The 22,634-nt window shown below is 28.4% G+C and carries 21 protein-coding genes; 19 read left to right on the top strand and 2 right to left on the bottom strand.

Annotated elements, in window-relative coordinates; translation table 11 throughout:
- Positions 1–82 precede the first annotated feature (82 nt).
- From BEN51_RS11600 to rho, 12 genes are all read left to right on the top strand, one after another.
- Entirely contained in the window at positions 83–919 is an 837-nt protein-coding gene (locus BEN51_RS11600; protein ID WP_119866209.1) for a cyanophycinase, read from the top strand.
- Positions 900–3,515 (top strand): cyanophycin synthetase, encoded by a 2,616-nt coding sequence (gene cphA / locus BEN51_RS11595; RefSeq protein WP_119866208.1) that lies wholly within the window; start codon positions 900–902, stop codon positions 3,513–3,515. Before BEN51_RS11600 ends, cphA begins: the two co-directional genes overlap by 20 nt.
- A 112-nt stretch (positions 3,516–3,627) precedes the next feature.
- Entirely contained in the window at positions 3,628–4,470 is an 843-nt protein-coding gene (gene ispE, locus BEN51_RS11590) for a 4-(cytidine 5'-diphospho)-2-C-methyl-D-erythritol kinase (RefSeq protein WP_119866207.1), read from the top strand.
- A gap of 60 nt (positions 4,471–4,530) precedes the next feature.
- Positions 4,531–5,238 carry a stage II sporulation protein R gene (spoIIR, locus tag BEN51_RS11585; RefSeq protein WP_119866206.1) on the top strand — a complete coding sequence of 236 codons (708 nt, stop codon included), beginning with the start codon at positions 4,531–4,533 and terminating at the stop codon, positions 5,236–5,238.
- Positions 5,239–5,413: 175 nt separating this feature from the next.
- Positions 5,414–5,830, top strand: a complete 417-nt coding sequence (locus tag BEN51_RS11580; RefSeq protein WP_119866205.1) for a YwiB family protein — start codon at positions 5,414–5,416, stop codon at positions 5,828–5,830.
- Positions 5,831–5,964: 134 nt separating this feature from the next.
- Positions 5,965–6,276, top strand: coding sequence for a hypothetical protein (locus tag BEN51_RS11575; protein WP_119866204.1), 312 nt, complete (start codon positions 5,965–5,967; stop codon positions 6,274–6,276).
- Between the two features lie 423 nt (positions 6,277–6,699).
- On the top strand, positions 6,700–7,713 hold the full coding sequence (locus tag BEN51_RS11570; RefSeq protein ID WP_119866203.1) for a LacI family DNA-binding transcriptional regulator: 1,014 nt from the start codon (positions 6,700–6,702) through the stop codon (positions 7,711–7,713).
- A gap of 74 nt (positions 7,714–7,787) precedes the next feature.
- Positions 7,788–8,891, top strand: coding sequence for a BMP family lipoprotein (locus BEN51_RS11565; RefSeq protein WP_119866202.1), 1,104 nt, complete (start codon positions 7,788–7,790; stop codon positions 8,889–8,891).
- Between the two features lie 74 nt (positions 8,892–8,965).
- Positions 8,966–10,486, top strand: a complete 1,521-nt coding sequence (locus tag BEN51_RS11560) for an ABC transporter ATP-binding protein (RefSeq protein ID WP_119866201.1) — start codon at positions 8,966–8,968, stop codon at positions 10,484–10,486.
- A gap of 1 nt (position 10,487) precedes the next feature.
- Positions 10,488–11,561, top strand: a complete 1,074-nt coding sequence (locus BEN51_RS11555) for an ABC transporter permease (protein ID WP_119866200.1) — start codon at positions 10,488–10,490, stop codon at positions 11,559–11,561.
- Positions 11,561–12,508: an ABC transporter permease gene (locus BEN51_RS11550; RefSeq protein WP_119866199.1), complete on the top strand. Its 948-nt coding sequence runs from the start codon at positions 11,561–11,563 to the stop codon at positions 12,506–12,508. The genes BEN51_RS11555 and BEN51_RS11550 overlap by 1 nt, the downstream gene beginning before the upstream one ends.
- Before the next feature lie 312 nt (positions 12,509–12,820).
- Positions 12,821–14,233, top strand: coding sequence for a transcription termination factor Rho (gene rho, locus BEN51_RS11545; RefSeq protein ID WP_119866198.1), 1,413 nt, complete (start codon positions 12,821–12,823; stop codon positions 14,231–14,233).
- Between the two features lie 63 nt (positions 14,234–14,296).
- On the opposite strand, the gene BEN51_RS11540 is transcribed toward rho, so the two are convergent.
- Entirely contained in the window at positions 14,297–15,457 is a 1,161-nt protein-coding gene (locus BEN51_RS11540) for an MGDG synthase family glycosyltransferase (RefSeq protein ID WP_119866197.1), read from the bottom strand.
- A 172-nt stretch (positions 15,458–15,629) separates the two neighbouring features.
- A complete protein-coding gene (gene rpmE, locus BEN51_RS11535) occupies positions 15,630–15,833 on the bottom strand; it encodes a 50S ribosomal protein L31 (protein WP_119866196.1) in 204 nt (67 codons plus the stop codon).
- A gap of 150 nt (positions 15,834–15,983) precedes the next feature.
- Between rpmE and BEN51_RS11530 the strand changes: the two genes are divergently transcribed.
- The 7 genes from BEN51_RS11530 to upp all read left to right on the top strand — a co-directional run bounded on the left by BEN51_RS11530 (position 15,984) and on the right by upp (position 22,444).
- Positions 15,984–16,571 (top strand): thymidine kinase, encoded by a 588-nt coding sequence (locus BEN51_RS11530; RefSeq protein ID WP_119866195.1) that lies wholly within the window; start codon positions 15,984–15,986, stop codon positions 16,569–16,571.
- Positions 16,572–16,583: 12 nt separating this feature from the next.
- Positions 16,584–18,344: a peptide chain release factor N(5)-glutamine methyltransferase gene (gene prmC, locus BEN51_RS11525; RefSeq protein WP_119866194.1), complete on the top strand. Its 1,761-nt coding sequence runs from the start codon at positions 16,584–16,586 to the stop codon at positions 18,342–18,344.
- A 61-nt stretch (positions 18,345–18,405) separates the two neighbouring features.
- Entirely contained in the window at positions 18,406–19,491 is a 1,086-nt protein-coding gene (gene prfA / locus BEN51_RS11520; protein WP_119866193.1) for a peptide chain release factor 1, read from the top strand.
- Between the two features lie 51 nt (positions 19,492–19,542).
- Positions 19,543–20,130, top strand: a complete 588-nt coding sequence (locus BEN51_RS11515; RefSeq protein ID WP_119866192.1) for a hypothetical protein — start codon at positions 19,543–19,545, stop codon at positions 20,128–20,130.
- Positions 20,131–20,148: 18 nt separating this feature from the next.
- Entirely contained in the window at positions 20,149–21,198 is a 1,050-nt protein-coding gene (locus tag BEN51_RS11510) for an L-threonylcarbamoyladenylate synthase (RefSeq protein ID WP_119866191.1), read from the top strand.
- 70 nt (positions 21,199–21,268) lie between these two features.
- Complete coding sequence (rpiB, locus tag BEN51_RS11505) at positions 21,269–21,718, top strand: ribose 5-phosphate isomerase B (RefSeq protein WP_119866190.1); 450 nt, start codon at positions 21,269–21,271, stop codon at positions 21,716–21,718.
- 96 nt (positions 21,719–21,814) lie between these two features.
- Positions 21,815–22,444 (top strand): uracil phosphoribosyltransferase, encoded by a 630-nt coding sequence (gene upp / locus BEN51_RS11500; protein ID WP_119866189.1) that lies wholly within the window; start codon positions 21,815–21,817, stop codon positions 22,442–22,444.
- The last annotated feature ends 190 nt before the right edge of the window (positions 22,445–22,634 follow it).

Here is a 22,634-nt window from a genome sequence, read left to right as displayed (position 1 = left end):
AATATTTTTAGGAGTTACAGTTTTTGAATAATATAAGAAAAGTATGGTTAAAATAAAAAATGCATGATTAAGAGGTGATTTTATGTCGGAAAAGATTAAAGGCGATTTAATAATCATTGGAGGGGCAGAAGATAAAAAAGGAGATAAAGAAATATTAAAAATAGTATGTAATTCTATAAATAAGAAAGAGGATATTATTTTAATTGCAACAATAGCAACAGAATATCCTAAAGAAGCTTTTGCAAGATATTCTAAAATTTTCAGGGAATTAGGAGTTAATAATATAAAAGGCCTTAATATTGAGAAACGAGAGGATTCTTTTAATGATTATAATATAAATCTTATTAAAGAAGCTTCATTAATTTTCTTTACTGGAGGAGATCAGCTTAGAATAACCAGTTTAGTAGGAGGGACTTTGATTAATAAGGCCTTAAAAGATGCTGTTGAGAATGGATGTATAATGGTTGGAACTTCAGCAGGAGCCTCTGTTATGAGTGATACAATGATAGTTATGGGGCCAGATGAAGAATCACCAAGAAAATGTACACTAAAAATGGCTCCAGGCCTTGGTTTTGTTAAGGGTATAATGATAGATCAGCATTTTGCTCAAAGGGGAAGAATAGGGAGATTACTTACAGGTATAGCCCAGAATCCTGAAGTATTAGGAATGGGCATAGATGAAGATACAGCTATAGTTGTTAAGGATACGGGAGAAGCAGAGGTTATAGGAAGTGGGGCTGTGTACTTTTTAGATGCTAGAGATATTACTTATAATAATGTATCTGAACAAAATTTTGATGAAGTATTAAGTATGTTTAATGTTAAATTGCATGTCTTAAAAGAAGGGAATAAATTTAATTTATTGACTAAGTTACCTTTTGAGGAGGAAAATTATCAAAATGAAAATAACAGAGACTAAGGTCTTTAAAGGAAAGAATATTTATTCACTAAAGAAATGTATTAGCCTGGAGGTAGATTTAGAAGGATATAGTGAAACTCCAAGTTCAGTTATAGAAGATTTTAGTAATAATCTTGTTAATATGCTTCCAGAATTAAAAACTCACAGATGCGGAATAGATGAAGAGGGAGGTTTTGTAAAAAGATTATACGAAGGAACTTACCTAGCTCATATTTGTGAACATATTATTATAGCATTGCAAAACAAACTTGGCGTAGATGTTAGTTATGGAAAGGCTAGGGAAATAGAAGGAGATAGATATTATGTTATTTTTCAATATATTTATGAGAAGTTTGCTTTAGAAGCTGCAAATTTAGCTATAGATATAATAAATGCATTAATAAATAAAGTCCCAATAAATTATGATGAAAGAATAAAATTATTAGATAAAATTTTAAAAGATGAAATGATGGGACCTAGTACCAAATCAATATGTAAATATGCAGAAAAGATTGGTTTACCAGTAATTAAACTTGGTAAGGGAGATTTTTATCAAATAGGATACGGAAAGCAGGGAAGAATAATTGAAGCTTCGATAGGAAGTAATACTAATTGTGTTGGCGTTGATATATCCTGTGATAAGCTTTTAACAAAAGAACTTCTTAAAATTCAAAATATACCAGTAGCAAAAGGAAGTAAAGTTAATAATATAATAGATTTATTACAAGCAGCTGAAAAAATAGGTTATCCAGTTGTTTTAAAGCCTCAATTTGGAAATAAAGGTAAGGGTGTAATTTTAAATATAAAAAATGAAAAAGAATTATTAAATGCATATAGTAATTTAATAAAAAAATATAAGGATATAATTATTGAAAAATATCATAAAGGCAAAGATTATAGAGTCTGTATGATAAATTATGAAGTAGTAGCAGTATCTTTAAGAATACCTCCATATGTTGTTGGCAATGGAAAAAATACTATTAAAGAGCTAATAGATATATTAAACAGCAATCCAGAAAGAGGAAATGATCATGAAAATAACTTAACAAAAATAAAGATAGATAGTGAAGTTATTAATTATATACAAGAACAAGGTAAGTCTTTAAATGAAGTTTTAGAAAAAAATAAAAAAATCTTTTTAAGAAAAAATGCTAATCTTTCAACTGGAGGAGAAGCTATAGACTGTACAGATATTATATGTGAGGAAAATAAAAAAATATGTATTAGAGCAGCAAAAGCATTAAAATTAGATATTTGTGGGATAGACATATGTACAGAGGATATTTCAAAACCAATAATAGATAAGGGATATATAAATGGAATAATAATGGAGATAAATGCAGCACCTGGACTTAGAATGCATTTAAACCCAAGTAAAGGTAAAGCAAGAGATATAGGTAAACATATAGTAAATATGTTATATAATAATAATCCTGTTAATATACCAGTAGTTTCAATAACAGGAACTAATGGAAAAACTACTACTACAAGATTAATAAGTCATACTCTTCAAAAAATGGGTTATTGTACAGGTATGACTAGTACAGATGGTATTTTTATAAATAACGAAGCAATTGATATTGGGGATGATACAGGCTTTGAAAGTGCTAGGGCAGTGCTTTTAAATCCTGATGTTGATGTAGCTGTTTTAGAAACTGCTAGAGGAGGAATCATTAGAAATGGCTTAGCATATGATACAGCTGATGTTGCTGTAATTACCAATATAAGAGAAGATCATTTGGGTGTAGATGGTATAAATACAATGGAAGACTTATGTTTTGTTAAGTCTTTAGTAGGAGAAGCTGTAAAAGAAGATGGATATGTTGTCATAAATGCAGAAGATTATTGGAGTAATACAATTTTAAATAGAATAAAAGCCCAAAAAATATTTTTTAGCATAGATGCTAATAATGAAATTTTATTAAAAAATAAGTCTGATTCTATTTGCGTTTATGTAGATAATGATGAAATAATAGCAATAAATAAAAATAAAAGATATAAAATATGTCATTTAAATGATGTTCCGATTACATTGAAAGGAAAATTAAAATTTAATATAGAAAACATTTTAGCAGCTTGTAGTGCTTTAATTGGGTTGAATGTAGATTATTCTATGATAAGAAATGGAATAACAAGTTACCAATTAAATTCAAAAGAGAATTTAGGAAGATTTAATTGCCACAATGTAAATGGCATAAATATAATATTAGATTATGGCCATAATATCGATGGATATAAGGCAGTATTATCTTCTATTAAAAATTTATGTACTGCTAAATTATATGGAGTAATAGGAATACCAGGGGATAGAAAAGATGATGTTGCAATAAAAATAGGAGAAATATCAAGCGAATTTTTAGATTATATTATTATAAAAGAAGATAGATGTTTGAGAGGAAGAAAAAGGGGCGAAATAGCAGAACTTATAGAAAAGGGGGTTAAACAATATAGTAGAAATAAAAAATATGAAATTATTCTAGGGGAAGATGAGGCCTTAACTAAGGCTATTAGTCTTGCTTCGAAAGGTGACTATATAATAGTTTTTTATGAAAAAATAGATCCTTTAATAAAAATAATTGAAGGTTATAAAAATGAAAATATAGAATTAAAAGCTTAAAGATTTCCTGGTTTACTATAAGATCAAAAAAATATATAATTAAAATAAACTTCAGAAGTTATATTCTGAAGTTTATTTTAAAATGATGTTTATAGTTGAAAGGAAAAATAATATGAGAGCAAAAGCCTATGCAAAGATTAACTTATCTTTAGATATTATAGGAAAAAGAGAAGATGGATATCATTTATTAGAAATGGTAATGCAAACCATAGATTTATATGATGAAATAACTATAGAAAAACAAGAACAAGGCATTACTATAGGGTGTAATAAAGGTTATGTGCCACGTGATGAAAGAAATTTAGCTTATAAAGCAGCGAAATTATTTATGGAAAAATATAATATATCACAAGGGGTTAATATATATATTAAAAAGAATATTCCTGTTTCTGCAGGTTTAGCAGGTGGAAGTACAGATGGAGCTGCTGTTTTAAAAATAATGAACAAAATGTTTAATATAAATGTAGATGATGATGAATTAATGAAACTTGGTTTACAATTAGGTGCAGATGTTCCTTATTGTATAAAAGGTGGAACTGCTTTATGCGAAGGTATAGGAGAAAAGATTACAGAGCTAAAGAGATTTAAGGATAAAATAATAGTGATTGTTAAGCCGCCTTTTGGTATTTCTACTAGAAGTGTATATGAAGCTTTTGATTTAGAAAAAGTTAGAAATCATCCTAATACTGATGAATTAATTAAGGCTATTGAGCAAGATGATTTAAAGCTTGTGGTTAAGAATATGAAGAATTTACTTGAGAATGTTACTTTAAGAAAATATAAAATATTGATAAATATAAAAGAAGAAATGAGACGTTTAGGTGCAATTGGAACTATGATGAGTGGAAGCGGGCCTACAATTTTTGCATTTTTTGAAGATATGCAGAAAGCTCAAAAATGCTTCGAGAAAATGAAAGAAAGGTATGAAGAAGTACATATAACAAGAACATTTTAATATATAATGAATAAACCTCCTAATATATGTAAATAATTAGAATGAAATGGAGGTTTTATTATGAAAAAAATTTTTGTTGTTTTTATATTTATAATTAGTTTATTAAGTTTTTTTGGTTGTACAAGCAGCTATAAAAATAATGATATAGAGAATAAGGAATTAGTTTATGAAGATATTGCAGATAAAATTATTAGATTTCATGTAATAGCAAATAGTGACACAGAAGAAGATCAGCAACTTAAATTAGAAGTAAGAGATGCAGTTATCGATTATGTATATGATAAACTAAAGGATAGTAAAAATCTTGAAGAATCAAGAAAATTCATTATCGAAAATAGAGGGAAAATAGAAAATGTAGCTAAAGAAGTTATTAAAGGAAAAGGATATAATTATGTAGTAACTAGTACTCTTTCTAAGGAAAATTTTCCTGATAAAGTTTATGGGGATGTAATATTTCCACAGGGGGAATATGAAGCTTATAGAATATTAATAGGCGAAGCAAAGGGACAAAATTGGTGGTGTGTCATGTTCCCGCCTTTGTGCTTCTTAGATGAGACTAAAGAAACTATAGATACTGATAATGTTAAAGAAACTATAGAAAAATATGAAGGTGAAAATTCATTAGAAGATGAAGATAAAAAAGGAGAAAATGAAAAAAAGGAAACAATAAATGATGAAAAAAATGATAAAGATCAGGAAAATAAAGTAGAATTCAAATTTAAAATTTTTGATTTTATAAAAAATATTTTTAATAATAAGGATAAATAAACTATAAAATACAATAACTTATTATTGATTTATATAGATAATATAATTAAAATATATATAATTTGATAAATAATTTGAATTTTATTATAATATAATAACTAAAAGCAAGATATTTCTTTGTAGATAAGGAACTAATATAGATAAAGGTTATATTAAAATATAATGGAGGATTAGTATGGGGAAAAATGCATTTATATCATTAAAAAGTTTTAATGAATTAGATACTAATGAAGTAATAGAAGTTATTACACCTGGTGAATTTGAAAAAATAGAAAATGGATATAAAGCTATATATAATGAAACTGAATTATCTGGTATGGAAGGTACAACAACTACATTAAAAATATTAGAAAATGAATTAGTTCTTGAAAGAGAAGGAAGTACAAGTGCTAGAATGAATTTTAAAGAAGGTGAGACTTCTATATCAATGTACAATACACCTTATGGGGTTTTAGATTTACAAATTCATACTGATGAATTAAAACTAGATATTGATGAAAATGGCGGAGATATTTTTGCAAAATATTCAATGGCACTTGGTGGACAACCACCTATTAAAACAAATTTAACAGTAAGTGTAAAAATAAATTAGTATTAATGCACAATATAGAGTAGATAATATTGTTCTATATTGTGCATTTTTTATAAGATTTAGCTCATTAATCATTAATAAAAGCTGATTACTTTTAAGAAATAAGGTAATAATTATAGTTAAGAGGTGATTATATGAAGCAAGAATATAAATTAAATAAAATTATTATTGTTACAAATGTGTTATGTTCTTATTTAAATATAGATTCTAAAAATTTAAAAGAAATATTAAAAAAGAAGGAAAATAAATATTTATATTTATTGCTTTTAAAGAAATATAATTGTTTAGATAAAGAAATGATTAATAAAATAATAGATCTTGGAAGTAAAAGAAGTATAAAATATAACGTTAATAAAGCAGAAGAAAAACTTTTAATTAATAAGGAATTTAGGGATACATATTTTACAATTGAAGAGGGGATAGAAAGAATATATAAAAGAATGTAAAGTTAATAAAAATATCTTTGCATTCTTTAGTTTTTATTATATTATATAAGTATAGAAAAATATTTCTATATATAAATATTTGCGTAATCTTTTTGGACAAGTAATCTTAATAAGAATAAATATATAGAAATTTTAATAAAATTATAATAAAAGAAATACTAGGAAATTTTATACTATTAACTTTTGTAATCGATTTCCACTAGAAAGCTTTAGTTATAATTTTATAGATAACTTTTATTATATTTAAAGAAACCGGTTACAGCATTTTTTTATAAATAACTTACCAAATAATTAATAAAAAGTTTTTAAAAATAAAAAATATGTAATTTAATTTTAGATACTAGAATTCTCTATATTATTAGTTATATAATATAGAGAGAGTAAAATATGGAATTTTTAACTATTTGTACAAGGAGTATAGACATGGCAGTAACTATAGATGATATAGCGAAAAGAGTAGGAGTATCTCCAACGACAGTTTCCAGAGTAATAAATAATTCTTCTTACGTTAAAACTGAAACCAGAGAAAAGGTTTTAGAGGTAATCAAGGAGATGAACTATGTACCAAGTGCAATTGCGAGAAACCTTTCTAAAAGGGAAAATAATACAATTGGAATAATAGTTCCAGATATAACCAACTCGTATTTTGGAGAAATAATAAAAGGTATAAGTAAAACTGCTGAAGAAAAGGGGTTAAATATAATATTATTTAATACTAACAATGATGTAAATAGTGAACTTAAAGCCTTAAAGGAAATAAAAAAGCATAGATTAAAAGGGGTAATAATGACTCCAAGTTTTAGTAACAATAATCTTGAAAAAGATTTTATTGAAACAATAGAAAGTTTAGACATGCCTATTGTTTTAGTATCAGCAGATTTAAATTATATTAAATTAAATGGAGTATTTGTTGATGATTTTAAGGGAGGTTATGATGCAGCATCTCTCCTAATAAAAGAAGGCCATAGAAAAATTGGAATAATAAAAGGAATTACTGAATCAAGTACATCTGAAAATAGATTAAAGGGATATAAAAAGGCACTATCAGAAAACAATATTGAAATTTGTGAAGACTACATAAAAAATGGTGAATTTTCTTTGGAAAAGGCTTATGAGATTACAAAGAACTTTTTAGACACGGAAAATCCACCAACTGCTTTAATAGTTTGTAGTAATAAAATGACTTTAGGTGTTATAAAAGGAGTATTTGAGAAAAATAAGAGCATCCCTGATGATATATCTTTGATAGCTTTTAATAAAATAGATTTGATTGATATAGTAGGTATAAAGCTGACTTATATTGAAGATTCGCCTATTGATTTAGGAAAGGAAGCAATTAAATTATTAATAGAAAAATTTGAATCTAAGGAAGATAAAATTAAAAGAATAAGCATACCACCTAAGTTAGTATTAAATGGATCAGAAAAGAAGTATTAAAAAAATTATCAATAAGAATGCACTTCTTTGTTATACAAAGATTGCTATATATATTATTTAATGGAGGGATTATTATGAAGAAAAAATTAATAGCATTAACACTTTCAGCTCTTATGGTTACAGGCCTTGTAGGCTGTGGAGGTGGAAACTCTAATTCATCAGATAATGGTGGAGATAAAAAAGCTGATTTAAAAGTAGGGATGGTTACTGATGCAGGAACTATCGATGATAAATCCTTCAACCAAGGAACTTGGGAAGGTATTTTAAGAGCTGGAGAAGAATTTGGAGTTGAAACAAGTTACTTAAAACCAGCAGGTACTACTGAAGCAGATTATATGAAGGAAATTACAAATCTTTATGACACAGGATACAAGTTTATAGTTACTCCTGGATTTAAGTTTGAAACTGCTATCTATAATGCTCAAAAGAAATATGAAGATGCTAAATTTGTAATTCTAGATGGTGCACCACATAGCGGAGATAATAATTATGATTTATCAGACAACACAATTGCTATCTTCTTTGCTGAAGAACAAGCTGGATTCTTAGCAGGAGTTGCAGCTGCAGCAGAATTAAAAGAGGGAGACTTAGGATTTATAGGTGGTATGGAAATACCAGCAGTTCAAAAGTTCAACTGGGGCTTCCAACAAGGGGTAGCTTATGCTAATGAAAATTTAGGAACAAAGATGACTATTAAAGCTGAAAATGTAGTGTATCAAGGATCATTTGATAACTCAGCAGCAGGACAACAACTAGCAGCAACTATGTATGACAATGGAGTAAAAGCTATATTTGCAGCAGCAGGTGGAGTTGGTGTTGGAGCTATAAATGAAGCTAAACAAAGAGTTCAAAAGGGTCAAGAAGTTTGGATGATTGGTGTTGACGTTGACCAATATGCAGATGGTATTTATGATGAAGCTGCAAAAAAATCAGTAATATTAACTTCTGCCATGAAGAAGATTGATACTGCTACTTTTGATATGATTAAAGATGAATTAAATGGAGAATTTAAAGGTGGTCAAATATTAAAATTTGATGCATCAAATGATGGTGTTGGCCTTCCAAAGGAAAATCCAAACTTATCAGAAGATACAATTTCAAAAGTTAATGAAGTATTTGAAAAGATTAAGAGTGGAGATATTAAAGTAAGTGCTGAACAAGGTAATTTAATTAAATAATTATATGGATTAGGGAATTTAAGGGGGGACCCTTAAATTTCCTAATAAGTATTACACAGAAAGTGGTGAATTAGATGGATTATGTAGTAGAAATGCTAAATATTCGAAAAGAGTTTCCAGGAATTGTAGCAAATGATAATATTACTTTACAACTTAAAAAGGGAGAAATTCACGCTCTTTTAGGAGAAAATGGTGCAGGTAAATCTACATTAATGGGAATGCTGTTTGGAATGTATTTGCCAGACAAGGGAACTATAAAGGTAAAAGGAAAAGAAGTTAAAATTTCTAATCCTAATATTGCCAATGATTTAGGAATAGGTATGGTTCATCAACATTTTAAATTAGTTGAAAATTTTACAGTAACAGAAAATATTATCTTAGGTAGTGAACCTAAGAAGTTTTTAACTGTTGATATAAAGAAAGCTGCTAACAGAATAGCTGAATTATCAAAAACTTATGGATTAAACGTTGATCCATATGCAAAAATTGAAGACATTTCAGTTGGTATGCAGCAACGTGTTGAAATTTTAAAAATGCTATATAGAAATGCTGAGGTATTAATATTTGACGAGCCTACAGCCGTTTTAACTCCACAAGAAATACAAGATCTAATTCAAATTATGAAAAGCCTTATAAAAGAAGGCAAATCTATTATTTTAATTACTCATAAATTAAAGGAAATAAAAGCTGCTGCTGATAGATGTACAGTAATAAGAAGAGGTAAATATATTGGAACAGTAGATGTTAAGTCAACTACTGAAGCAGAAATGGCAAAAATGATGGTTGGAAGGCAAGTATCTTTCAAAGTAGAAAAGCAAGAAGCAAAGCCAAAGGAAGAAGTACTTAAGGTTGAAAACTTATCAGTTAAAAATAATAAAAAAGTTCTTGGCTTAAAAAACTTTTCGTTATCAGTTAGAAAAGGTGAGATAGTTGGTATAGCTGGAGTTGAAGGAAATGGTCAAACTGAACTAGTAGAAGCTATAACAGGTATGAGGCCAGTTGAAGAAGGAAAAATAGTCTTTAATGGAAAGGATATAACAAATTCTTCGATTAGAGAAAGAATAGATTTAGGAATTGCTCATATACCAGAAGATAGACATAAGAGAGGATTAATTTTAGATTATACAGTTGAAAATAATATGGTTCTTAAAGCATATAAAAATGAACCATTTTCTAAAAATGGACTTATAAATATGGAAAAAATAACCGAATATTCTGATGAAATAATAGAAAACTTTGATGTTAGATCAGGTGAAGGCGGAAAATCTATAGCAAGATCCTTATCAGGAGGTAACCAACAAAAGGCTATTATTGGACGTGAAGTTGCATCAGATCCTGATCTTTTAATAGCAGTACAGCCAACAAGAGGATTAGATGTAGGATCAATAGAGTATATACATAAAAGACTTGTTGAACAAAGAGATAATGGAAAAGCAGTTCTTTTAGTATCATTAGAATTAGACGAAATTTTAAATGTTTCTGATAGAATTGCAGTAGTTAATAATGGTGAACTTGTTGGAATTGTAAAAGCCGACGAAACTAACGAAAATGAAGTTGGACTATTAATGGCAGGGATAAAGAGAGGTGAAAGCTAAAATGGGAAAGCATCAAGTTTTAAAATCGTTATTGGCAACATTACTTGGAATGATAGCAGGAGCAATATTAATGGCTATTATGTCCTTTAATCCATTTGAAGGATATTTATACCTGTTTAAAGGTGGACTTATGAATATGGAGAGAATAGGTAACACAATTGCCACAGCTACTCCATTAGTGTTAACAGGACTTTCAGTAGCCTTTGCATTTAAAACTGGTTTGTTTAACATTGGTACACCTGGACAAATGCTGGCAGGAGGTTTTACAGCAATAGCTGTCGGATTAACTTTTGATTTACCAAAAATTATTCTTGTACCTATGATAGTTATACTTGGTACTTTAGCTGGAGCATTATGGGGAGCGGTTCCAGGCCTGTTAAAAGCAAGGTTTAACGTAAACGAAGTTGTTTCTGCCATTATGATGAACTGGATTGCTTACTGGTCAGTATATTATTTAATTCCGTCTTACTTTAAGGGAGATTTCTTAGAAACAGAATCTAAGATGCTTCCAGAAACTGCAACTTTAAGGGTTTCGTGGCTTACAAACCTATTTGATAATTCCTTCATTAATTTAGGAATTTTCTTAGCTTTAATTGCAGTTGCAGCTGTATGGTTTATCTTAAATAAAACAGTGCTTGGATATGAGCTTAAAGCTGTTGGATTTAACAGATTTGGAGCAGAATATGCAGGTATGCCGGTTAACAGAAATATAATGATATCTATGGCAATAGCTGGTGCATTATCTGGTTTAGCTGGAGTTATTCAATATTCAGGAAATTCAAATATAATGCAGATTGGTGTTATGCCAAGTCAAGGCTTTGATGGTATTGCAGTTGCATTATTAGGAGCAAGCAGCCCTATTGGGGTATTCTTCTCAGGATTATTCTTTGGTCTTCTTTATGTAGGCAGGGGATTTATGAATGCAGCAGTAAAGGTACCGCCAGAACTTGCTGATACAATAATGGCAACTATAATATATTTTGCAGCAACAAGCTTGATAATGGACAAGTTAATCAATAAATTTGTGAAGAAAAAGAATGAAAAAAAGGCTGCTGAAAGGACGGTGGAAAAATAATGTGGACAATAATAGAACAAATTTTTCCATATGCGATAGCCTATACAGTTCCAATGTTATTAACAGCTCTTGGAGCTCTTTATAGTGAAAGAAGTGGAATTATTAATATAGGACTAGATGGATTAATGATAATTGGATCATTTACAGGGGCTCTTACAGTTTCTAAATTACAGGCTAATGGTGTACCTGGAGCCCTTTGGATAGGATTATTGGCAGCATTCTTAGCTGGCGTTCTCTTCTCAATATTACATGCTTTTGCAAGTATAAACTTAAATGCAGATCAAACAATAAGTGGTACTGCTATTAATATGATGGCTGGTGCATTAACAGTATTCTTAGCCAGAAACATTACTGGAAGTGGTAATATTAGAGTTACAAATGGATTTCTTCCTACAGATGTTCCTGTATTATCTAAGCTTCCAATTATCGGACCACTATTTTTTGAAAGAGCATATCCAACAACATGGCTTGCAATAATAATTTTAGCTCTTAGCGTATTTTTATTATATAAAACTGCTTTTGGATTAAGATTAAGAGCTTGTGGTGAACACCCTGAAGCTGTAGCGGCAGCAGGTGTAAATGTATATAAAATGAGATATTTTGGAGTTCTTGCTTCTGGAGGCTTAGCAGCTTTAGGAGGAGCAACTATGCTATTAACATATTCAGGAGAGTTTAATGGTAATGTAGCAGGTCTTGGTTTCTTATCATTGGCTGCCTTAATATTTGGTCAATGGAGACCGTTAGGTATTTTAGGAGCAACTTTCTTCTTTGGATTTGCTTCAACAATAGCCAATGTATCACAAGCTATACCAGCTTTATCAGAAATACCAGGTATATTATTAAAAACTTTCCCATACATTGTAACTTTAATAGCTTTAATATTTTTCTCTAAATCTTCTCGTGCACCAAAAGCTGAAGGACAACCTTTTGATACAGGAAAGAGATAAAAATATAGTTATTTTATTGTAAAATAAAACATCTTAAGTAATTATAGATATGTAATTATATCTTTACTTAAGATGTTATTTTTATGAGATAAATAAAGTTGTATTAAAAAATCAAAAAGGGAGAATAATAAAGATGATAATTAAAGAATAATGAAATAGACTTGAAAAATTCATTTTATTATTCCATAATAAATACATACATAATCTTTTGCCTTTCATATCTTTAAAGCTATATCTTAAATAAATATCCCATGTAAATTTAAAAAATATATAGTTTGAAATATGTAATTTATAATACCTGGAGGTGCAACCTTGACGAAAGAGTTTTATGAAAAGAAAACTTTAGCTGAATTAAGAGAAATAGCTAAGGAATTAAATATAAAAAATATAAGTAAATATAAAAAAAATGAATTGATAGAGGAAATAATTAATAATAAACCAAATAGTATAGAAAAAAATGGGATAATTTTGAGAGAAAAGATAGTTCCTAAAAATAAATTTGAAGACAGCTCTAATAAAAATACAATAAATAATGATGAGCTTAATAATAGCACTATAGAAGATAAAGAGGAAAAAAAAGAAAGACTTAAGAATATGATAAATGGGTCGGATACTGCAATTGGAGTATTAGAAATATTAGAGAATAACAATTTTGGTTTTTTAAGATGCAATAATTACCAAACAAGTGAAGATGATATATATGTTTCCCCATCCCAAATAAGAAGATTTAATTTAAGAACAGGTGATGAAGTCTCAGGAAAGGTTAGAGAAGCGAAGGATGGAGAAAAGTTTAAAGCTTTACTATATGTTGAAAAAGTTAATGGAGAAGATCCGGAAAGAGCTGTAGGAAGGCCATCTTTTGAAAGCTTAACACCTATATATCCTAAGGAAAGATTGAAGTTAGAAACTGATAATGAAGGTGATTTATCTTCACGACTTATGGATATAATTTGTCCAATAGGTAAAGGACAAAGGGGGATAATAGTTGCTCCTCCTAAGGCAGGTAAAACAACATTGTTAAAAAAAGTTGCTCAAAACATATCTAAAAATTACCCTGAAGTAAAGCTTATAGTTTTGCTTATAGATGAAAGACCAGAAGAAGTTACAGATATGAAGAGGTCAATAAATGGAGATGTAATATATTCTACCTTTGATGAAGAACCTCAACATCATGCAAAAGTTTCTAGAATGGTTTTAGAAAGAGCTAAAAGAATGGTTGAACAAGGTAAAGATGTAGTGATATTATTAGATAGCTTAACAAGATTATCTAGAGCATATAATTTAACTATAACTCCTACAGGAAGAACTTTATCAGGAGGATTAGATCCAGGTGCATTAATAATGCCAAAAAAATTCTTTGGAGCAGCAAGAAATATTGAAGAAGGAGGAAGCTTAACAATTCTTGCTACAGCATTAGTTGAAACAGGTTCTAGAATGGATGATATGATATTTGAAGAGTTTAAGGGAACTGGTAATATGGAAATTCACCTAGATAGAAAGCTGCAAGAAAGAAGAATATTCCCAGCTATTGATATATATAAATCAGGAACAAGAAAAGAAGATTTATTACTATCATCAGAGGAACTTGAAGTAGCATATTCTATAAGAAGAATTATGTATAGAGATGGAAATATAGATAATGTAACAGAAAAATTAATAAATTTATTGTCTAAAACGAAAAATAATAAAGAATTTATAGATATGTTTAATAAAAGTGATATATAAATAAGATAAAAAAGAAGATTGTGAACAATCTTCTTTTTTAGTCTCTTTATAATATTAATAAATTTATAATTTCGAATTTATATTATCATTAAATTCAGTTTTAATTATGAATTGGGAATTGGAAGCGCTGGCTTGAATAAGTTTATCTGCTAATTTTACTATATTATCTTTAGAATATGATGAGGATAAATTAGCCATGTTTTCCTCTATCTTTTTTAATTTATCAGGATTATTAATTAAATCAGATACCAATAAATTAAGCTCTAATAAATTATTTAGGTAAATTGCACATCCGTTAGCTTGTAATACTTCAACATTTTCAGTTTCTTGTCCTGGGATAACAAAAGGAATAATTAATGGAAGCCTTTTGTTAATTGCTTCTGTTGATGTTAAACCACCAGGTTTACTAATAATTAAATCTGAATAATCCATTAAAACATCTATATCATTAGAGAAACCTAAAATATGTAGTTTTTTGTTTTTTATATTATTATTATATTTCTTTAATAAATTATTTCGTAATTCTTCATTTTTACCACATACAACAGTTATTCTTAATTTGCAGGAATTATTTAATAACTCCTTTAAAACCTGAGAAATATTTTTTAATCCCATGCTTCCACCCATTAGTAAAACATTAAAATAATCGCCTTTATCGATACCAGATAGATAAATTTTTTCTTTAAAAAATTTATCTTTTACAGGTATTCCATAAACAAATATTCTATCTTTTAATATTCCTTTTTCAATTAAATTATTTTTAGTTTCATTGCTTCCAACTATATAGGCATCAACTTTATCGCTAATATAAGCCCCATGAGCTTTAAAATCTGTAACAATTGTTATAATAGGAATATTAATTTTATTTTTTATATTTGTAGCTATAGAAACAGCAAATGGGTGAGTTACTACTATTACATCTGGATTTGAATTTCTAATAAATTTATAAACTTTCTTGTTTAGAAAGTAAAAAATAAAAGATATTATTTTAGTAATAAATAATGTGTTAGAAATATTATATAAAAAACCATAAGTTTTAGGGAAAAATGATGCAGCTATTTCGTACCCTTTAACTAGTAGATTAGTCAATATTTTACTATTGCTTTTTAAAAAATCATAGGTTATTACTTCATAAGAATATTTCATAAAAGTATTTGCAATTGAGTTAGCAGCCTGATTATGTCCTTCTCCCGTAGAAGTTGTTAAAATTAAAACTTTCTTCATATTTTTATAACACTCACTTTTCAATATTACATAATAAATTTTATCATAATAAAAGTAGGTAGTATTATTATAATATAAAATTTAAATAGTATCAGTAATGCTAAGAAAAAATTAAGAAAAATTAAGAAAAATAATAGAAAAAATGGGAAAGATAATATCTTTCCCAAAATTCCTATTTAAGATTAAATCTCTTATTAAATTTGTCAACTCTTCCGCCAACGTCAACGATTTTTTGTTTACCAGTGAAGAATGGGTGGCATTTAGAGCATATTTCTACTTTTAGTTCGTCTTTAACAGAACCAGTTGTAAAAGTATTTCCACATGCACACTTAACTACAGCTTCGTGATTGTATTTTGGATGTATGCCTTCTCTCATTTTTTTCACCTCTTTCGATTACTTCAGTAACTATATCAATATAACATATGAGAATGGTTCAGTCAAGAATTTACATAGTGAAAATATTTTTGATTAACTATAATATTCAATGATATAATCTAAATATATTTAACAAAAAGGAGAAAGATTATGAGTAAATTATATTTTAGGTATGGTGCAATGAACTCAGGTAAATCAACACACCTTATGCAAGTAGCACATAATTATGAAGAAAGAGGAATGACAGTAGCTCTTTTAAAACCATTAACAGATACTAAGGGTGGGGACAAGTTAGTATCCAGATTAGGAGTAGAAAGAAAAGTAGATTTAGTTATTTCAAATAAAGATAATGTTCTTGAAAGAATAAAAGAATATATAGATGCAGAAGGAAGAATAGACTGTATATTAGTAGATGAATCACAATTTTTAAAATCAGAACAAATAGATCAATTATTTGAAGTTGCTGTTTGTTTAGACATACCTGTTATTTGTTATGGACTTAGGACAGATTTTAAAATGCAAGGCTTTGAAGGCAGCACAAGGTTGTTATTATTAGCCCATAGTATAGAAGAAATGAAGACTATATGCAAATGTGGAAAAAAAGCAGTATTGAATGGAAGAAAAGTTAATGATAAATTTGTTTTTGAAGGTGAACAAATTGCAATAGATAATTCTGATAGTATTGAATATGAATCTTTATGTGGAAATTGCTATTATAAATATAAAAATAACTTATAAAGAGGGGATTTAATGAGAAAAACTAATGTTGGAGGTCAAGCTGTTATTGAAGGCGTTATGATGAGAGGGATCAAGGGACAGGCGACAGCAGTAAGAACTCCAAGCAAAAAGATTGAAGTAACTTTTGAAAAGATAGTTCCTATAACAAAAAAATACAAATTTTTGAATATTCCCTTTATAAGAGGAATATTTGTATTAATAGATTCTTTAAAAACTGGAATTAGTACCCTAAATTACTCTGCATCTTTTTTTGAAGATGAAGAAGAGGAATCAAAATTTGAAAAATGGATAAGCAAAAAGTTAGGTGATAAAAGTAATGATGTTTTAGTTAGCTTAACATTGCTATTATCTTTTGGATTATCAATAGCTTTATTTGTAGCTATACCTACTTTTATAGCATCTTTATTTAGATTTTTAAATTTAACTCCAATTATTTTGAATTTAATAGAATCTATTATAAGAATATTTATATTAATAATGTATATGTATTTAATTAGTAAAATGGATGATATATATAGATTATATCAATATCATGGAGCTGAACATAAAACAATATATTGCTATGAAGCAGAAGAAGAGTTAACAGTAGAAAATGTAAAGAAATTTAGCAGGTTTCATCCTAGATGCGGAACAAACTTTATGTTTTTAACTATGTTCATAAGTATTATCATTTTTAGCTTAACAGGCTGGGGAAGTATTATTGAAAGAATTATATTAAGAATTGTTTTAATTCCCCTTGTTTCAGGGATAACTTATGAATTATTAAGATGGTTAGGGAAGAGCAGTAGTATTATGTCTAGAATAATAGCTTATCCAGGTATAATGTTACAGAATTTAACCACTAAAGAACCTGATGATGATCAAATTGAGGTGGCAATAATGGCACTTATGAAAGCTGAAGGAATAGAAGCAAAAGGAAAGAAAATAGGAGAATTAATAGAAAAAGGAATTTCTATATTAAAAGAAAAAGATATCGAAAATTACAGGTTAGATACACAATTAATTTTAGCTCATGTTTTAAAAAAGGATAAATTGTATATAATGACTAACAGGGATGTTTCTGTATCCGTAGAAAATGAAGAAAAATTCCTACAACTTATTGAAAAAAGGGCAAATAAAATGCCTTTAAAATATATCCTTGGTGAAACCGAATTTATGGGATTAGATTTTATTATAAAAGAAGGAGTTTTAATTCCGAGAAATGATACAGAAATATTAGTAGAGGAAGTTTTAAAATTAATTAATGATGAAGAAGAGTTAGAAGTATGTGATCTTTGTTCGGGAAGTGGAGCTATAGGAATAGCCTTAGCTTATTATAAAAAGAATATAAGGGTTGATGAAATTGATTTTTATGACATTCCTGAAGAAATAACAAAGAAAAACATTATTAAACATAATTTAGAAGATAGAGTTAAATTTATTAAAAGCGATTTGTTAAAAGAAGTTATTAAGGATAATAAAAAATATGATATATTAGTTTCAAATCCACCTTATATTAAAAAAGAGGAAATAAATAATTTAATGGAAGATGTTAAAGATTATGAACCTCATACAGCCTTAGATGGAGGAAAAGATGGATTATTCTTCTATAAAAGAATAATAGAAGAAAGTAAAGAAGTTTTAAAGAAAAATGCCATTATAGCCTTTGAGATAGGCTATGATCAAGGGGAAGAAGTTAGTAAATTATTAGATGACAATGGTTTTAAAAATATAAAAATAGTAAAAGATTTAGCTGGGCTAGACAGGGTAGTATTGGCAGACTTTAAATATTGATAGACTATGAGTATTTTGATATAATAAATAGATGTTAAAAAATTTAGTACGGAGTGATAAGATGTTATTAGATAAATTGGCTTTTACGGAAAATAAATATGAAGAATTATCAGCTAAAATATCAGATCCTACAATTATGGCTAATCAAAGTGAATGGAGAAAGCTTTGTAAGGAACATGCTGATTTAGAGATTTTAGTTAATGCTTATAGAGAATATAAAAATGTAGTAGAAGAGTTAGATGCTAATAAAGAAATGTTAGCTGAAGAAAGTGATAAAGATATGAAGGAGATGATTTCAGAAGAAATATCATCTCTAACAGAAAGAAAAGAAGAACTAGAAAAGGAAATTCAAATTCTTCTATTACCTAAAGACCCTAATGATGATAAAAACGTATTTGTTGAAATTAGAGGGGGAGCTGGTGGAGAAGAAGCCGCATTATTTGCTGCTAATCTTTTCAGAATGTATACAAGATATGCAGAAAAGCAAAGATGGACTGTTGAAGTTATGAATGTTAATGAAACTGATATTGGAGGCTTCAAGGAAGTAGTATTTATGGTTAAAGGTCAAGGGGCCTATTCTAAACTAAAATATGAAAGTGGAGTTCATAGAGTGCAAAGAGTACCAGATACAGAATCAAGCGGAAGAATTCATACATCAACAGCAACAGTTGCAGTTCTTCCTGAAGTTGATGATGTAGAAATTGAAATTAATGAAAAAGACATAAGAATTGATGTGTTTAGAGCTTCAGGTAATGGTGGACAATGCGTAAATACTACAGATTCTGCTGTAAGAATTACTCACTTCCCATCAGGAATAGTAGTTTCATGCCAAGATGAAAAATCACAATTAAAAAATAAAGAAAAGGCTATGAAGGTATTAAGAGCTAGACTATATGAAGCAGCTGAAGCAGAGAGAAATGCAGGAATTGCAGAAGAAAGAAAGAGTCAAGTTGGATCAGGAGATAGAAGTGAAAGAATTAGAACTTATAATTATCCTCAAGGCAGAGTAACTGATCATAGAATAGGATTAACTCTTTATAAATTAGATGCATTCTTAGATGGAGATATTGATGAAGTAATAAATGCATTAATAACAGCAGATCAAGCAGAAAAAATGAAATTAATGGGGAATACCGATTCTATATAATTTAAAAGCCTTGCATTATTATGTGAGGCTTTTAAAGCAGGTAAATGTATTATGAAGATAGAGAAAGCATTAAAAAAAGAACAAAAAAGTATAAAAAGATTTTACATATTAATGTTTTTGTTATTTGTTACATTGCCTTTAGTGTTCTTAATATCTCAAGTAAAATCTCTTTTTATTATGATTTACCTATATTCATTGGAAATACTAATAATAATCTCCTGTATATCCAAAGCAAACTATCATAATTTAAAATTTACTGCTAAAAATAATAAGCTGAAATTTAAGAGTGGTTTATTTGGAAAAGAAGCGATATTACTATGCGATAAGGTAGTGTTAGTTCATACAAATAAAGTTGGTGAAGATCTTAATATTGTATTAGTATCAACATCAAAATTTAGGAATAATTATTTAAAACCTATAACTAAGATTTTTATGAAAAAGTATCCAGAAGCTTCAAATTCCTATATAAAAATTAAAAAAAATAAGCCAGAGGAAATATATTATTTTCAAGTAATTAAAAGAGGTGCTTTAAAAAAATATATTCTACTTGATGAAATCTTCAAAAATTGTGTGAAAGCACAGTACACTGCATCAGCAATAGAAAATATAAAAATAGCCAGAGGTCAGATAGAATTATAGAAGAAAGAAGGTAAACTTTTGGAAACAAGGGTAGCTATTATTAAAGATTTAAATAAAGATATTGAAAAAATACAGGAAGCTGCAAAAATAATACATAATGGTGGAATTGTTACATTTCCTACAGAAACAGTTTATGGATTAGGGGCAAATGCTTTAGATGAAGAAGCAGTAAAAAAAATATTTGTGGCAAAAGGAAGACCACAAGATAATCCCCTTATAGTTCATGTTGCTAATAAAGATATAACTCCTTTAGTTAAGGAGGTTCCAGAAGTTGCAAGAAAACTTATAAATAAGTTTTGGCCAGGACCATTAACAATAATATTGAAAAAGAAGGATCTTATTCCTAATATAACTAGTGCCAATCTTGATACTATAGGAATAAGGATGCCTAATAACGATGTTGCTTTAAAATTAATTGAATTATCAAAAAAGCCAATAGCAGCTCCTTCAGCAAATATATCTGGAAGGCCAAGTCCAACTGATATAGAAAGATGTATTGAAGATTTAAATGGAAGAGTAGATTATATACTAGGTGGTAGTAAAAGTGAAGTGGGGGTAGAATCAACAATTGTTGATTGTACTGTAAATCCACCAGTTGTTTTAAGACCTGGTGGTATAACATTAGAAATGTTAAAAGAAATAGATCCTGAAATAGAGATAGATAAAGCAATTATTGGGAAACCAAAGGAAGATTTAAAGCCTAAGGCACCTGGAATGAAATATAGACATTATGCTCCTAAAGCAAAAATAAAAATAATTAAAGGAAATAAAGAAAAAACTATTGAAAAAATTCAAGAAATAGTGGAGAATTATATAGATATAAAAAAAGAGGTAGTAATTTTAACTACAGATGAATTAAAAAATAAATTTAATAAAGGTAAAGTAATTTCCTTAGGAAGTGAAAAAAATCTTGAAGAAATAGCTAGAAATCTTTTTGAATCATTAAGAACTTGTGATGATTTAGGTGCAGATTTAATCCTTTGTCAATCCTTTGAAGAAAAGGGTGTAGGAGTGGCTGTAATGAATAGATTAAATAAAGCAGCAGGGTTTGACATAATAGAAGTTTAGAGGGAGAGGGAGGGGGAAACCTTTCTCTTTTTTTGTGAAATTCAGACATGATATTTTAGGAGGTTATTTTATGAAAATAGCATTAGGTTCAGATCATGGTGGATTTGAATTAAAAGAAACTATAAAGAAGTTTTTGCTAACAGAAGGCTATGAAATAAAAGATTTTGGAAGCAATTCAACAGAATCTTGTGATTATCCAGATTATGCTCTTCCAGTAGCAGAAGCAGTTGCAAAAAAAGAATTCGATTTTGGAATTTTAGTATGTGGAACTGGAATAGGAATAAGTATTGCCGCCAATAAGGTTCCGGGTATTAGAGCTGCATTATGTTCAGATACATTTAGTGCTCATGCAACAAGAGAACATAATGATGCAAATATATTAACTTTAGGTCAAAGGGTTGTTGGAGAAGGATTAGCTTTAGATATAGTTAAAACTTTTTTAAATACAGAATTCCAAGGTGATAGACATCAAAAGAGAATTGACAAAATAACTGAAATCGAAAAGAAATATAGTAAATAATAATTTTTAATTCCGAATATTTAATTGCAAACAGATTAATATTAATTAATAATTTGTAATTATTAAATATTAATTATATAAATTTAGGAGGAAAAAATGAGTAAAGTAACAGAAATTAAACATCCATTAATATCACATAAGTTAGCAATAATAAGAAGTAAGGATACAGGTTCAAAGGATTTCAGAGAAATCGTTGAAGAATTATCAATGCTTATGGCATACGAGGTAACTAGAAATCTAAGTACAGAAGAAGTAGAAATTGAAACTCCAATTTGTAAAGCAAAATGTCGTATGTTATCAGGAAAGAAAATGGCTATAGTACCTATATTAAGAGCAGGATTAGGAATGGTAGATGGTATGTTAAGACTTATACCAGCAGCAAAGGTAGGTCATATAGGTTTATATAGAAATGAAGAAACTCTTCAACCAGTAGAATATTTCTGTAAATTACCTCAAGATATAGCAGAAAGAGATGTAATTGTAGTAGATCCAATGCTTGCAACAGGTGGTTCATCAGCAGATGCTTTAACGATGTTAAAGAAGAGAGGAGCTAAGAACCTTAGACTTATGTGCTTAGTTGGAGCTCCAGAAGGAATTAAATATGTTCAAGAACAACATCCAGATGTAGATATTTATCTAGCTGAAATAGATGAAAAATTAAATGAAAATGGATATATTGTACCAGGTTTAGGAGATGCCGGAGATAGATTGTTCGGAACTAAGTAGTTCAATTGATAATTAAGGAATAAACTCCGAATATCTAAAGGCTATGCATAATTTACAATTCATAATTTAGGTAAAAACTCCCGTAAGGGAGTTTTTTTATTTTGTAAAGTTTCAGTTAGCTTTAAACTCCTTCGAAATTGTCAATTCTCAATTGTTAATTGCTGTAGTTGGTAGTATAATTGAATAGAAT

It is taken from the genome of Clostridium isatidis (assembly GCF_002285495.1).
Taxonomy (GTDB): Bacteria; Bacillota; Clostridia; order Clostridiales; family Clostridiaceae; genus Clostridium; species Clostridium isatidis.
The sequence above is the reverse complement of the archived record's forward strand: the minus strand, read 5'-3'. Positions and strand labels throughout refer to the sequence as shown.

Bases quoted from the DNA above. Each gene is read 5' to 3' on its own strand.
- BEN51_RS11515 (WP_119866192.1), top strand. From the start codon at position 19,543: ATGAAGATAGAGAAAGCATTAAAAAAAGAACAAAAAAGTATAAAAAGA.
- upp (WP_119866189.1), top strand. From the start codon at position 21,815: ATGAGTAAAGTAACAGAAATTAAACATCCATTAATATCACATAAGTTA.
- rpmE (WP_119866196.1), bottom strand. From the start codon at position 15,833: ATGAGAGAAGGCATACATCCAAAATACAATCACGAAGCTGTAGTTAAG.
- BEN51_RS11600 (WP_119866209.1), top strand. From the start codon at position 83: ATGTCGGAAAAGATTAAAGGCGATTTAATAATCATTGGAGGGGCAGAA.
- prmC (WP_119866194.1), top strand. From the start codon at position 16,584: ATGAGAAAAACTAATGTTGGAGGTCAAGCTGTTATTGAAGGCGTTATG.
- BEN51_RS11565 (WP_119866202.1), top strand. From the start codon at position 7,788: ATGAAGAAAAAATTAATAGCATTAACACTTTCAGCTCTTATGGTTACA.
- rpiB (WP_119866190.1), top strand. From the start codon at position 21,269: ATGAAAATAGCATTAGGTTCAGATCATGGTGGATTTGAATTAAAAGAA.
- BEN51_RS11580 (WP_119866205.1), top strand. From the start codon at position 5,414: ATGGGGAAAAATGCATTTATATCATTAAAAAGTTTTAATGAATTAGAT.
- prfA (WP_119866193.1), top strand. From the start codon at position 18,406: ATGTTATTAGATAAATTGGCTTTTACGGAAAATAAATATGAAGAATTA.
- spoIIR (WP_119866206.1), top strand. From the start codon at position 4,531: ATGAAAAAAATTTTTGTTGTTTTTATATTTATAATTAGTTTATTAAGT.
- ispE (WP_119866207.1), top strand. From the start codon at position 3,628: ATGAGAGCAAAAGCCTATGCAAAGATTAACTTATCTTTAGATATTATA.
- BEN51_RS11575 (WP_119866204.1), top strand. From the start codon at position 5,965: ATGAAGCAAGAATATAAATTAAATAAAATTATTATTGTTACAAATGTG.
- BEN51_RS11555 (WP_119866200.1), top strand. From the start codon at position 10,488: ATGGGAAAGCATCAAGTTTTAAAATCGTTATTGGCAACATTACTTGGA.
- BEN51_RS11530 (WP_119866195.1), top strand. From the start codon at position 15,984: ATGAGTAAATTATATTTTAGGTATGGTGCAATGAACTCAGGTAAATCA.
- BEN51_RS11540 (WP_119866197.1), bottom strand. From the start codon at position 15,457: ATGAAGAAAGTTTTAATTTTAACAACTTCTACGGGAGAAGGACATAAT.
- BEN51_RS11560 (WP_119866201.1), top strand. From the start codon at position 8,966: ATGGATTATGTAGTAGAAATGCTAAATATTCGAAAAGAGTTTCCAGGA.
- BEN51_RS11570 (WP_119866203.1), top strand. From the start codon at position 6,700: ATGGCAGTAACTATAGATGATATAGCGAAAAGAGTAGGAGTATCTCCA.
- cphA (WP_119866208.1), top strand. From the start codon at position 900: ATGAAAATAACAGAGACTAAGGTCTTTAAAGGAAAGAATATTTATTCA.
- BEN51_RS11550 (WP_119866199.1), top strand. From the start codon at position 11,561: ATGTGGACAATAATAGAACAAATTTTTCCATATGCGATAGCCTATACA.